We start from the raw sequence: 13,267 nt of genomic DNA on the forward strand, positions 1-13,267 counted from the left end.
TCATCTCTTCCCCTCTTTTGTTATATGTATAAATAAAGCATGATACGTTGCCATTATCCCTTCATTTCCCGTGAAGTCTCTTTCGTATATGCGTAGCATCGCACGAAAGAGTGAGGGACTTTGACAATATGATCCTTCATTGCTATTAGTTGCTCCTACTTTTCGAATAGAATGCAGAAACTCCTTAACTTCTGTAAAACTCTCTATGTAACATGTTTCAGAAACATGCACATCCCCTGTTTCTATCTTACATATATGAAGCAACTGATTTTTTGAATAAAAACGTTGACCAATCGATGTTTCATTTTTTATATTTCTTTCTTCTTTCGCACGTTGGAACGAAGCATGCAATTCTTGAAACGTTTCATGTCCAAACGTTGAAAAGAGTAATATCCCATCTATAGACAAATGTTGAAATAAATTTCTTAACACTTGTTGTAAATTATTTAACCATTGAAATGTAGCATTTGAAATAATGACATCATATGATTCTTCTAATCGTAATCGCTCAATATCTTCACAGTGAAACGTTACATTTTTTACATTTTGTCTAGTTTGCGCAATCGCAATCATACTTTTAGCAAAATCAACTGCTGTAATATGTGCTTTCGGAAATAACTTTGATAATTGCTCTGTTACATACCCCGTCCCGCATCCCAGTTCTAAAATACGTATTGATGCCGTTTCACTATATCGTTCCTTTAAGATTGAAAGTAATGAATGTGCCATCTTTTTTTGTACATTTGCATATCGATCGTAAGATACGGCTGCCCCATTAAACCGTTTTTGTAGTAACGTTTTGTTGATCATGTCGTATCCCCTCTACAAATTGAATTATCTCATTTGCGCAATATTCAAAATTCGTCACACATAATGCATGCCCTGCTTCACTTACTACTTTCAGCTCGCTGCTGCTATTTTCCGTCATACTACGTGCCGCAGACAATGGGCATATTACATCCTGTTCTCCGTGAATAAGTAGTATAGGTACTTTAATTTCTTTTAGTTCTTCTCTCATATCTGTTTCTATTAAATAATCCAAACCTAGTTGTAAAGACTGAATAGAATCACCTTTAAAACGGTATACAATGTCTTCAAAGTTTTTATTCTCTTTTAGCTCATCTTTCGTAAACATATTTTCATAAAACCGCTTGAGCGTATCTTCTTTCCTTCTCGCCAAATTCCTTTTCAGCCGTTCTACATGCAAAGCATTCCATCCGTTACTGTAATCGCTCGTATTTGTAAATTTAGCAGTACCACCAATTAATACGATGCCTTTTGCCTGAATCTTTTTATAAGCTTCAACTGCTGCTAACGCTCCTAGTGACCATCCAACCAATATTACGTTGTCATTATGCGCTACATCTATAATTCGTTCCGCAAATTCACTTCGTTCTTTCACATTACGCCAATCTATGCATTGAACAGAATATCCTTTAAAATACGGAAGTACTAAATCCCAAATATTCTCTTCCATTCCCCATCCGGGGATAAAAATAATCTTTAGCTCATTCATACGAAAAGCTCCTCTTCTTTCGCAATGTGGATAATTCGGTCAATAGCCCATTTTAAATCAGCTATTGTATGTTGCGATGTAACTGCAAAGCGAATTCGAGAACTATGAACCGGCACAGTTGGCGGACGAATTGCAATAGCCGCAATCCCTGCCTCTTGCAACCTTTTACTAAACCGTAAAGCATGTTCATTTGAACCGACTACAATCGGTACAATATGAGTTGAACTATTCCCAATATCAAAACCAGCATCCCTTAATTTAGTTCTGAAGTATTCTCCGTTTGCTATAAGGTTCTCTCTTCTTTCGTTATCTTCTTTTACAATTTCAATTGCTTTTTGCACCGCTCCTAACGTACTTGGTGGTAAAGCTGTAGTAAAAATAAAGCTTCTCATCATATTTTGTAAATACTCTATATAAATTTCATCACCTGTCAAATACGCACCATAACACCCTAAAGCCTTGCTAAACGTCCCCATATGTATATCAATTTTTTGAGCAAGATTTTTTTCTATATGAGATAACCCAGCTCCGCCGATTCCATATATTCCACTCGCATGTGCTTCATCAACTATAATGATTGCCCCGTATTTCTCTTTCAGCTGTACTAAATCTCTCAAATACGCAGTATCACCATCCATACTAAAAACGGTATCTGTTACGATTAATTTCCTTTTTTCAGGCGAAGCCATTTTCAACAACTTCTCTAAATGATCCAAATCATTATGACGATACCTTTTATGCTCTGCCCCGCTTAATATGATTCCATCAACAATACTTGCGTGATTTAACTTATCACTAAAAACAATATCGTGCCGAGAGGCTAAAGAAGATATAGCACCTATATTTGCCGTATACCCACTATTTACAATTAAAGCTCTTTCAGTACCTTTCCAGTCACATATGCTTCTCTCAACCTCTTCATATAATGGATGATTTCCTACAACGAGACGAGAGGCAGTCGCTCCAGTTCCATATCTTTTTGTACAGGCAATAGCAGCTTCTTTTAACCTTTCATCTCCAGCTAACCCTAAATAATTATTTGACGCTAAATTTAACATCCTTTTTTTATCTCGAATAAGCCAAGTCTCTTCTGCCTTCTCTGTTACATGCAAATCACGATACTGCCCTTGCTCATGTAATTGTTGTAATTTAGATTGAAGGTGCGCCCGCCACGTTTGATTCATTTTGGATAAACTCCTCTAATTTTGAAATCATAATATGTTCTTTTGCAGATTCTAATACTTCTTCTTTCGTAAACTCACCTGCAAAGAATGGCAATAATCCTAAAACTGGTACCCCGCTCAGCTCTTCAATCATCTCTTTATTTTCTTGCACTCTTTCCATTTCACATTCTTTGCAACCTGATAAAATGACACCCGCTACGGTTAAACCATGCGCCTTTGCGTAAGCAATCGTTAACACTGTATGATTTACTGTTCCTAATGTAGGACGAGCTACTACAATAAGAGGCAACTGTAATTCTTTTGCAAAATCAATTACTAAAGCATCTTCTGTATATGGGACAGCAAGCCCACCTGCTCCTTCTACAAATAAGCTATTAAACTCTTTTAATAGTTCATTATAGTAATCAGTAATTTCTTTTAACTTTACTACTCTTCCAGCTCTTTTCATGGCAAGTCTCGGAGCAAGTGGTTCTTCAATAGAATAAGGGCAAATTTCATTTTCTGGTGTCGGTACACCTGATAATGCTTTTAACCTTGCCGCATCTCCCTCAGGGTTTGATGCAACATACCCACTTTGCAACGGTTTATACACCCCTACGTTATATCCTAATTCTCTAAATACACCTGCTATAGCACCTGCAACTACTGTTTTTCCAACTTCAGTATCAGTTGCTGTTATGAAAAAACCACTCATTATTCTCCCTCCGTAACATCCGAGATTGCCTTATATAAAATGCGTAACATATCATCAATCTCTTCAAAAGTAGAAGCAAGTGGCGGCATAAATACAATCGTGTTACCTAGCGGTCGTAAAATCATACCCAGCTCTCTTGAGCGTTTACATACTTGAACACCGACTCTCTCTGTCCAGTCAAACGCTTCTTTCGTTTCCTTATTCTTCACAAGCTCAATACCAACCATTAATCCGCACTGACGAATATCACCTACATGTTTATAAGCAAAGAGCTTTTCTAATTGCGCTGCCACATAATCCGTTTTACGTGCCACTTCTTCTATTAAATTTGTTTTTTCATATAGTTCTAGATTCGCGATTGCTACGGCACACCCTAACGGATTGCCTGTGTAGCTATGTCCATGGAAAAATGTTTTTTGTTCTTCATATTCTCCTAAGAAGGCATTATATATTTCATCTGTCGTTACCGTAACTGCAATTGGTAAATATCCACCTGTTAAACCTTTCCCAGCAGTTAAAATGTCTGGCGTCACATTTTCATGTTCACAAGCAAACATTTTCCCTGTACGCCCAAATCCAGTTGCTACCTCATCTGTAATAAATAATACATTGTACTTAGTACATAAATCGCGCAGTCCTTTTAAATATCCTTTTGGCATTGTAATCATCCCGCCAGCACCTTGCATTAATGGCTCTACAATGATGGCAGCTACTTCTTCATGCTTTTCTTTCAACAATTCTTCCATTTCTTCTAAATGGCTTTTTACAATTTCCTCCTTATTATTTCCGTAAGGAGAACGATATGTATATGGATACGGCATTTTAATCGCATCAAATAAGAGCGAACTATACACTTGGTGAAACAAGTCTATTGCTCCTACCGAAACAGCTCCAATTGTATCACCGTGATATGCTTCTTTTAATGTAACGAATCTTTGTTTCTTTGGTTTCCCTTTATGCTGCCAATATTGGAAAGCCATCTTAATTGCAATTTCAACAGCGGTAGAACCTGAATCAGAATAGAATACCTTCTTCAATCCATCTGGTACAACCTCAATAATTTTTTCTGCTAATAAAATAGATGGAACGTTAGCAAGTCCTAACATAGTAGAATGAGCAATTTTATTTAATTGCTCACGAATTGCTTCATCTAATTCCGGTACTTGATGTCCGTGAACATTTAACCATATAGATGAAACACCATCCCAATATTCATTACCATTTACATCGTATAGCTTTCTTCCCTCTCCACGTTCAATAATGACAGGATCTTCTTCTAAATAATCTTTCATTTGTGTAAATGGGTGCCATACGTAAGCTTTATTTTTCTCTGCTAATTCTTCATATGTATAAGATGATTTTTCAATCGTTTTACTATTTATTGTCACAATTGTCACCCCTAATGTTAACTTATTTATAAATATAGTTAACATTAAATCCGAATGACTGTCAATTATTTTAAAATCAAATAGTTCTTAAAAAAGAACAACTTATCATACGATAAGTTGTCCTACTTTCCATGCTGTATCTTTCCAATTTCTAAAATAATTTCTTCATCTTTTTTCCCCTCTGTATCAATTCCAAGTTGCTTAGCGTGCTCAATTAATAAATCATGACGCTTCTCAAATCTAGCGGTATTTACTTCTTTCGTAACCTCTTCTTTTGTTTTCCCCTCAATAGAAACTCCTAGTTTTTCTGCTGCTTTTTCCATTGATTTCTTCTCTTCTATTTCTTTTACTTTCTTCACTTCTGACTGTTGTATTTGCTTTTGTTTCAACTGCTCTGATTCAGCCGCAAAAGCTGTGTAAATTCCAGCACTTCCTCCAATAACTAATAAAGTGGTAAAAAGAATTATTTTTTTCTTCACTCTTTCCTCCCCCTTTCAAATTCATTATAACGTACATTTTTACAGCGTTAAAAACAATTATCCTTTATTTCCCTAAAAAAACATTTAATATTTTTATTGACATGTAAGATGAAAATATGATAAAAATTTAACTAACATCATATGAATCGGCGTTGATAGGATTTAGTAGTATTTCGATTTCTGATTTCAGAGAGCTGGTGGTCGGTGCGAACCAGTACAGAGCGAATTATGAATTACCCCCTGGAGCTTCTTTTACGAAACGTGAGGAGTAGTGAAAGACGGTTATAGACCGTTATGTCTAAAGAGTGGTGAAGCGACACTGTTTCACAATTTAGGGTGGTACCGCGAATTTTTCGTCCCTGCATATATTGCAGGGGCGTTTTTTATTTTATAAGCGCATATCATATGACCCTTTATTTTGTGATGCATTCATTTCACAAGCTAGGGTGGTACCGCGATTTCTTCGTCCCTGCATAATTATATGCAGGGACGTTTTTTTATCCAATCATTTCCGTATCATATAGAAGGACTAACAATTACCGGTAATTTGTCACAAAATTCTAAATTTTAGAAGGAAATATACAATATTGGCGAATTTTATATAAAAAAGAGCTATTTCACATTACTTAGGAGGGGAAAACAATGGTTTCAAAAATTGAGTCTGTTCTTTTAACAATTTTTATCTTTTTCTGTATTGGTTTTAGTGTTATTCAATTAGAAGTTTCACCACACATCCCAATTTTATTTGGTATCGTTCTTTTATTAGCATTTGGATTCTTGAAGAAAATCTCTTGGTCTACTATGGAGAAAGGGATGATTAGTAGTATTTCAGCTGGTATTCCATCTATATTTATTTTCTTACTTGTAGGCGTATTAATTAGCGTTTGGATCGCAGCTGGAACTATTCCCACTTTAATGGTATACGGCTTCCAACTTGTATCTCCAAAAATTTTCGTTCCAACTGTTTTTGTTGTTTGTGCAATTGTTGGAACGAGTATCGGTAGTGCTTTTACAACTGCTGCAACTGTAGGACTTGCTTTTATGGGAATGGGTACTGCCCTTGGATACGATCCAGCTCTTATTGCTGGGGCAATTATTTCTGGTGCATTCTTCGGAGATAAAATGTCTCCTTTATCTGATACAACAAACTTAGCGCCTGCTGTAACGGGTGTAGATTTATTTGAACATATTCGTAACATGCTTTGGACAACAGTGCCAGCTTTCATTATTGCTTTTATCGCATTTTTCATTTTAGGAAGCGGATCTGGTGGAAACGTTGATTTCTCAGCATTTATTAACACACTAGAAAAAAATGCAACGATTTCTATCGTTACACTGATTCCTATTTTATTACTGTTCCTATTCGCATTTAAAAAGGTACCCGCAGTTCCAACATTACTTGCAGGAATTGTGGTAGGGATTATTATTCTCTTTATTTTTAAACCTAGCACTTCTTTAGCTGATTTAATAAAAATTATGCAAGACGGTTACGTTTCTAAAACTGGTATCAAAGACATTGACAGCTTATTATCTCGCGGTGGCCTGCAAAGTATGATGATGTCAATTGCTCTTATTTTCCTAGCTCTTTGTATGGGAGGATTATTACAAGGAATGGGTATTATAGCGCAGCTGATGAATATTATCTCTAGCTTCGTAAAAACTAGTACACGCTTAATTATTTCTACTGCTTCAACTGCAATTGGTGTAAACTTCTTACTTGGTGAGCAGTACTTATCCATCGTTTTAACAGGACAAGCATTTGCTAATAAATACGATGAAGTCGGTTTAGAACGTCGTAATTTATCACGAGTATTAGAAGATGCTGGTACAGTAATTAATCCACTCGTACCATGGGGTGTAAGTGGCGTATTCTTAACAAACGTTCTTAGCGTTCCAACATTCGATTACCTGCCATACGCAATCTTCTGTTTAGCATGTCCAGTCGTAACTATTATTGTCGGTTTTACTGGATTCGGTCTTTCATGGAAAAAAGAAAAAGCAGTACCAGTTTCATAATATAACAAAAAGGATTACCAAATCGGTAATCCTTTTTATATTTCTTGACTATCTATTCGCTTTCTTTCTTCTAAATAACAGAAGTAATCCCGCTCCAACAAACGCAAGACCAGCTCCAATTGTAGAAGCAATACTTGCACCTGTTTTCGGTAAATCACGCTCATCTTTTTCAGCTTCTTTATTTTCACTTACAGTTGTTGTTTCTTTTGTATTTTGATCATCTGTTGTAGTTTGTCCAGATCCAGTATTGTTTCCATCTTGCTTTGGTTCATTACCATTATTACCTTCTTCTGTTGGCGGTGTTGTTGGGTTTTCTCCATCACCTTTTGGTGGTGTCGTCGGATTTTCTCCACCACCTGTTGGCGGTGTTGTTGGGTTTCCTTCACCAGTTTCTTTATCATCATTTTTCTTCGTTATATCAATTGCATATTTCGCAAATTCATTTTCAGATGGTCCAACATATGAAATCTTTCCATCTTTCTTTATATACTTTTGTGCATTTGGTGAAGAATCAAATGTTGTATTTAATTTATCTGCAACAATCGGTTTAAATGTCCAATTTTGATCAGCTGCTGGATCAATATCTTTTATTTTTTGCATATACTTCACAATGATTTGACGTGTTTCATCTTGTGATTGGTATACAACTTCCCCTTTACTTACACCTGGGAACGTTTGGCTACTTCCACGATAGTTATTTGTAGCGACGATGAACTCTTGCTTGTCAGCTACTGGCTTACCTTCATATGTCATATTTACAATACGATTCGTATTTGCATTTACAACTTTTCCATCTTTATCGTATTTCGCCGGTTGTGTTACATCAATTTCGTATTTTAAGCCATCTAAAATATCAAAGTTATATGTAGGATACCCTATATTTACTAACGGCTGTTCTTCTGTTTTCTTTGGATCAATTTGATTAAACTGACCTGCAGACATTTCAAGCCATTCTTTCACTTGTGCCCCATTTACTTTTACAGCATATAACGTATTTGGATATACATATAAATCTGCAACGTTTTTAATCGCTAACGTTCCAGCTGGAATATCCGTATAATATGTAGCACCGTTTCGGCCACCTGCTTTAAATGGTGCGCCTGCAGATAAAACCGGAATATCTTTAATCTTTTCGTACTCTGGTTTTTTAAGTTCTTGTTCTACATACCATTTTTGCGCATTTGTCACAATTTGTACGGAAGGATCATCTTGTACTAATGAAAAATAACTATTAATTGGTGCTTTCGTTTTACCTACAGGTGTATTTACATAGTCGATTGTCGCTTGATGCTCATCTTTAATTTCATTAACTAATTTTTGATCAGATTCTACTAATGGGGTACCTTTACTATTAGCAATCGGGCGAAGTTGTGGCTTAGATTGATCTTTTTGTACTTCCCATTTTCCGTTTACCTTTTTCAATTGCATATCAATAATACCTAAGTTACTTCCAAAGACACCAGGCATTACAACTGGAACACCATTAAATACATCCTTCACTTCAGTATGTGAATGTCCCATTAATACTGCATCTACGCCAGGAACTTCTGTCGCTAAATAAAACGATGAATTTTCCATTCCTTCGTTGTATCCACTCTTATCAACACCTGAATGCGCTAGTGCAACTATAATATCCGCACCTTGCGCCTTCATTTCCGGAACTAATTTTTTCGCTGTTTGCACAATATCTTTTGCCTTTACTTTTCCTTCTAAATTCGCTTTATCCCAATTCATAATTTGTGGTGGAACAAATCCCATTACACCAATCTTCACTATTTGTTTTTGGCCTGCTTCATCCACTACTTCTTTCTCTAAAATATGATATGGTTTATCAAAGTAATGCTCGTCATTCTCATCATTACCATCATGGTCATCTATATAGACATTCGAGTTAATAACCGGGAAATCCGTTTTTTCAATCACTTTATTTAAATAATCTAAACCGTAGTTAAATTCATGATTCCCAAGAGAGATGACGTCATACTTCATTAAATTCATTACACGATATAATGGATGTGTATAACTAGGATCCACAGGATTCTTCGGATCTTTTATTTTATTTGCTACATAATCTCCAAGCGGTGTCCCTTGTAATGCATCTCCATCATCAAATAGGACAGAGTTTTTCGCTTCTTCACGTGCTTTATTAACGAGTGTTGCCGTTTGTACGAGACCTACTTTATTATCTGTTTTCGTTTGATAATAATCGTAATTCATTAAGTTAACGTGAATATCTGATGTTTCTAGAATTCGTAAGTTAACTGTACTCTCCCCAGCGTTCTCATCTGCATGAGCTGTTGTTGGCATTACTTGCGGTGCTATAACACCAATCGCAAGAGTTGCTCCAGCTAGCATTTTTTTTGACTTTTTCACAAAAAATCCCCCTTATACAATTACCAGAAATAATGAAATGAATCCCTATCTTCTCTAACCACATACCTTTTTTCTTCTATTAGAGACACAATTTTCATTTCACCCTGCGCTAACGAGTAGTCCCCTTAAACGCTCGATTGATGAAGACTAACAATTAATAGGAAATAAAGCTCCCACTAATTAAAATTTCACCTTATCTGACATTATCATATATAAAGTTCTTTCCTATCGTCAATATTTTTTGACAAACTTCAACAAATTTTCTGTAAAGTTATTATAAACTTTTCATAAACATATAATATGCCCTTACATTGCTAATACTGCTGAATATGATACAATTACCAATTACAAGGAGGATGAATTTATGAAAAAAGTCATCTTAACAATTGTTTGTCTCCTCCTTCTGATCATTTCTTATTCTTATTTTGAAAAGAACGACGAGACAAAACAAAATGAACCCGAAGAAAAAACAGAAAAAACATCTACTCCAAGTTGGATTGATAAGCAAACAAACGATTCCTTTTATCATCTCGTACTAGGTGATTCGCTCGCCAAAGGATATGGATCAACACAAGGTGGATTTGCTGAATTAGCCTCTAAACAAATAGAAGCACAAATTCATAAACCAATTACTGTAGAAAACCTTGGGATAAACGGTCTTACAACAGATCGTCTCGCTAAAAAAGTTCAATCAGAAGATGTAAAGCAAAAAATTAGAGCAGCAAATATCATTACCATTAATATTGGAGGAAATAATTTATTTCGCTTAAATCGTGATGTCGGTGTTATAGACGGTATTAAAATGTTAAATAAAGAAAAAGCTCATTTTGAAGCGGATGTAAAAAATATTGTAAAGACAGTCCGAGATCAAAATCCGGATGCTTTACTCATTCTTTCTGAACTCTATAACCCATTACAACTCGATGACTCCATCGCAAGTTATGCAGATATGTTTTTAGACGGCTGGAATGAATCCGTTTATTCCATTGCAAAAGTGAATCAACCATCTATCGTTTTGCCAATTCGTAAATTAATATCGAATGATAAAAAAGAATTGCTCTTTGACCAAGTACACCCAAATGATAAAGGCTATACGATTATTGCCGATTCATTTACAAAAAAAGTGTTGGCCTACAAATATTAAAATTCCCATGAAACAATTCTATTTTTATAACATGTCTTTTTTGTTACAATGAGAGTGGAAGGGGGCCTTTATATGGAATCACGCGAGTGGGAACGTATTGTTGATCATCTTCTTTCGCTAGTGCCTCTTTTTTATCGCAAATTTATGCTTCCTGGAGAATTTTCTTCTCAAAGACATATGCCGCCATCACATACACAAGTATTACTGCTTTTGCATGAAAACGGCACATTAGCAGTTTCCGAAATCGGCAAGCGGCTAGCGATTTCACGGCCTAACATGACACCTCTATTAAACAAACTTATTCAAGAAGAACTAATAGAGCGTCATTATAGCGAAAAAGATCGACGGGTCATTTTAATTTCCCTAACAGCTGAAGGGAAATTATTAGTAAATCAGTATCAGCAATTCATTTTAGACAAACTAAAAGAAAATTTCCAAACATTATCTGAGGAAGAGCGCGAAAAGCTCATTCATTCTCTTCAAACCATTCAAAATTTAATTTTGAAAACAAACGTATAAAGCTGCTTCTAAATAGAAGCAGCTTTATGATTCGTAATAATTACCATAGTACACATTGGAATATGGCCATGTTGTTAAATATGGTTTTTTTTCCTGTGTAGGCTGTTGTTGTGGTATTTGTGGTATTTGTGATAATTGCTGTAATTGTTGTTGCCGATATAATTCGTATTGTCTACTCGTATCATAAACCGGATAATAATTTACATATGGATATACTTGAGGTACGTAATAATAATACATTATCCTCTCCTCCTTTTTCTTAAACATATTCAAAGGAGAAAATGGATGTGACATTGTTTATAATTGTACAAGTGGTTCTCTCACTCGTTTCTTCCTTTTCTTCAAGCGTAACTTACGGTTCTTTTCGTATAAATAATGCACAACGAAATACGAAATGAGACCAAACACAACTCCTAAAATCGTCATTCCAATTAATACATACACTTCACTTTGTAATAAGCTCTTTAATATCGTAAAAATGTGACTTGAAAACAAGTCCGATATCGTAAATGGTTCATGATGAATTTTCTGTACATGAAATGGATAAATCATTTTTCCTAGCGCATACGCAAGCGGAAATAAAAATACTGGGAGAAACGATATTTTCCCAATAATATTGCCAATAACTGCCGCAGGAAAAGATCCCTTTGCTAACCTGACGATTGGATAAAATATTACATATACGAGCGATGCCGTATAAATGACTAACATTTCTAAGCCGAATCCTATAGCAAACCCTAACGATACTTTCTTTGCGCCTTCTGGCGATCGAAGCAACTTATAATATTGAAACTTTAATATTCTCCACATCCGCTGAAAAAACGAATATGTTTTCTTAGTTGTTTTCACCCTCATCATCTCTTTAACTATATTTTTATATGTAGTATGTCCTTACACACTCTGAAAAACAAATTTAGTTTTCTCTTTTATTATAAATGATATCGAAATGGTTAACTAAATATACATATGACATTTTAATATAAAAAAACCTCCCTTTTAGGAAGGCTCTTCTACATTTTTAAATAAACTCACTAATAACGCTTTTTGAGCATGCAATCGATTACCAGCTTGCTCAAAGACGATAGACTGCGGTCCATCTATAATTTCTCCTGTTACTTCTTCTTCACGATGGGCAGGTAAACAGTGTAAGAAACGATATGTTTGCTTCGCATGCTTAGCAAGTTCGTTATTGATTTGGTATGGCTGAAATAAAGTATATTTCTCTTCTTCGCCCTCTTGCCCCATGCTCATCCAAACGTCAGTATAAATGAAATCAGCTTCATTCACTGCTAATTCAGGATCATGCAAAACTTCAATTTCAGCTCCTGTTTCCTTGGCAATCGCTAACGCTTTTTTTACAATCTCTTCATTCGGTTCATATCCTACAGGCGTTGCAACAGTCATATGCATTCCGACTTTTGCACTCGCTAGCAACAATGAATGACATACATTATTTCCGTCACCTACGTAAGCCAATTTTATTCCTTTAAATGTATTTGTTTCTTCATATATCGTCATGAGGTCTGCCAATGCTTGACAAGGATGATGATCATCCGTTAAACCGTTAATAACAGGAATACTTGATTCTTTTGCAAGCTCTTCTACATCTGCGTGCGAGAATGTACGTATCATAATCCCGTCAATATACTGCGATAATACTTTCGCAGTATCTGAAACAGTTTCTCCTCTTCCCATTTGCATCTCTTTTCCACTTAAAAACATACCATGTCCCCCGAGTTGTACCATTCCCGCTTCAAAAGATACACGAGTACGAGTTGAATGCTTATCAAAAATAAGCCCTAATATTTTGCCTTGTAATAAAGGCTCTTGCTTATTCTTTTTTAAATATATAGCGAACTCAATTAAAGAAATAATTTCTTCTTTCGTTAATTCTTCTAGTGTTAAAAGATCTTTCGTATTTAATTTCGGTACTTGTACAGTTGACATGAAACTT

13 protein-coding genes and 1 other annotated feature are annotated in these 13,267 nt (G+C 35.5%); of the genes, 3 read left to right on the forward strand and 10 right to left on the reverse strand.

Annotated features, from left to right (window positions below; genetic code table 11):
• The 6 genes from bioC to V7S45_RS20210 form a co-directional block, all read right to left on the reverse strand.
• Complete coding sequence (bioC, locus tag V7S45_RS20185; RefSeq protein WP_342761463.1) at window positions 1-810, reverse strand: malonyl-ACP O-methyltransferase BioC; 810 nt, start codon at window positions 808-810, stop codon at window positions 1-3.
• The gene (locus tag V7S45_RS20190) at window positions 776-1,516 is read right to left on the reverse strand and encodes an alpha/beta hydrolase (RefSeq protein ID WP_048655593.1); all 741 of its coding nucleotides are present in this window, start codon (window positions 1,514-1,516) and stop codon (window positions 776-778) included. The genes bioC and V7S45_RS20190 overlap by 35 nt, the downstream gene beginning before the upstream one ends.
• Complete coding sequence (bioF, locus tag V7S45_RS20195) at window positions 1,513-2,700, reverse strand: 8-amino-7-oxononanoate synthase (RefSeq protein ID WP_063220775.1); 1,188 nt, start codon at window positions 2,698-2,700, stop codon at window positions 1,513-1,515. The genes V7S45_RS20190 and bioF overlap by 4 nt, the downstream gene beginning before the upstream one ends.
• Complete coding sequence (gene bioD / locus V7S45_RS20200) at window positions 2,666-3,394, reverse strand: dethiobiotin synthase (RefSeq protein ID WP_088343915.1); 729 nt, start codon at window positions 3,392-3,394, stop codon at window positions 2,666-2,668. The genes bioF and bioD overlap by 35 nt, the downstream gene beginning before the upstream one ends.
• Complete coding sequence (bioA, locus tag V7S45_RS20205; protein WP_142292876.1) at window positions 3,394-4,827, reverse strand: adenosylmethionine--8-amino-7-oxononanoate transaminase; 1,434 nt, start codon at window positions 4,825-4,827, stop codon at window positions 3,394-3,396. Before bioA ends, bioD begins: the two co-directional genes overlap by 1 nt.
• A 77-nt stretch (window positions 4,828-4,904) precedes the next feature.
• Window positions 4,905-5,261 (reverse strand): hypothetical protein, encoded by a 357-nt coding sequence (locus tag V7S45_RS20210; RefSeq protein ID WP_088343917.1) that lies wholly within the window; start codon window positions 5,259-5,261, stop codon window positions 4,905-4,907.
• A gap of 143 nt (window positions 5,262-5,404) precedes the next feature.
• Window positions 5,405-5,625, forward strand: a binding site (T-box leader).
• Window positions 5,626-5,903: 278 nt separating this feature from the next.
• Between V7S45_RS20210 and nhaC the strand changes: the two genes are divergently transcribed.
• Window positions 5,904-7,277, forward strand: coding sequence for a Na+/H+ antiporter NhaC (gene nhaC, locus V7S45_RS20215; protein WP_000253730.1), 1,374 nt, complete (start codon window positions 5,904-5,906; stop codon window positions 7,275-7,277).
• 48 nt (window positions 7,278-7,325) lie between these two features.
• On the opposite strand, the gene cpdB is transcribed toward nhaC, so the two are convergent.
• Window positions 7,326-9,650 carry a bifunctional 2',3'-cyclic-nucleotide 2'-phosphodiesterase/3'-nucleotidase gene (cpdB, locus tag V7S45_RS20220; RefSeq protein ID WP_089607614.1) on the reverse strand — a complete coding sequence of 775 codons (2,325 nt, stop codon included), beginning with the start codon at window positions 9,648-9,650 and terminating at the stop codon, window positions 7,326-7,328.
• A 364-nt stretch (window positions 9,651-10,014) separates the two neighbouring features.
• Between cpdB and V7S45_RS20225 the strand changes: the two genes are divergently transcribed.
• Window positions 10,015-10,794 (forward strand): GDSL-type esterase/lipase family protein, encoded by a 780-nt coding sequence (locus V7S45_RS20225; protein WP_000755838.1) that lies wholly within the window; start codon window positions 10,015-10,017, stop codon window positions 10,792-10,794.
• 72 nt (window positions 10,795-10,866) lie between these two features.
• Window positions 10,867-11,313: a MarR family transcriptional regulator gene (locus V7S45_RS20230; RefSeq protein WP_000445819.1), complete on the forward strand. Its 447-nt coding sequence runs from the start codon at window positions 10,867-10,869 to the stop codon at window positions 11,311-11,313.
• Window positions 11,314-11,337: 24 nt separating this feature from the next.
• On the opposite strand, the gene V7S45_RS20235 is transcribed toward V7S45_RS20230, so the two are convergent.
• The 3 genes from V7S45_RS20235 to argF form a co-directional block, all read right to left on the reverse strand.
• Window positions 11,338-11,553, reverse strand: coding sequence for a hypothetical protein (locus tag V7S45_RS20235; protein ID WP_000291955.1), 216 nt, complete (start codon window positions 11,551-11,553; stop codon window positions 11,338-11,340).
• A gap of 57 nt (window positions 11,554-11,610) precedes the next feature.
• Window positions 11,611-12,171: a DUF2062 domain-containing protein gene (locus V7S45_RS20240; protein ID WP_002005691.1), complete on the reverse strand. Its 561-nt coding sequence runs from the start codon at window positions 12,169-12,171 to the stop codon at window positions 11,611-11,613.
• A 138-nt stretch (window positions 12,172-12,309) separates the two neighbouring features.
• Window positions 12,310-13,260 carry an ornithine carbamoyltransferase gene (gene argF / locus V7S45_RS20245; protein ID WP_000108863.1) on the reverse strand — a complete coding sequence of 317 codons (951 nt, stop codon included), beginning with the start codon at window positions 13,258-13,260 and terminating at the stop codon, window positions 12,310-12,312.
• Window positions 13,261-13,267: the final 7 nt, after the last annotated feature.

The sequence above is a fragment of the Bacillus sp. BR3(2024) genome (assembly GCF_039134555.1).
Lineage (GTDB): Bacteria > Bacillota > Bacilli > Bacillales > Bacillaceae_G > Bacillus_A > Bacillus_A cereus.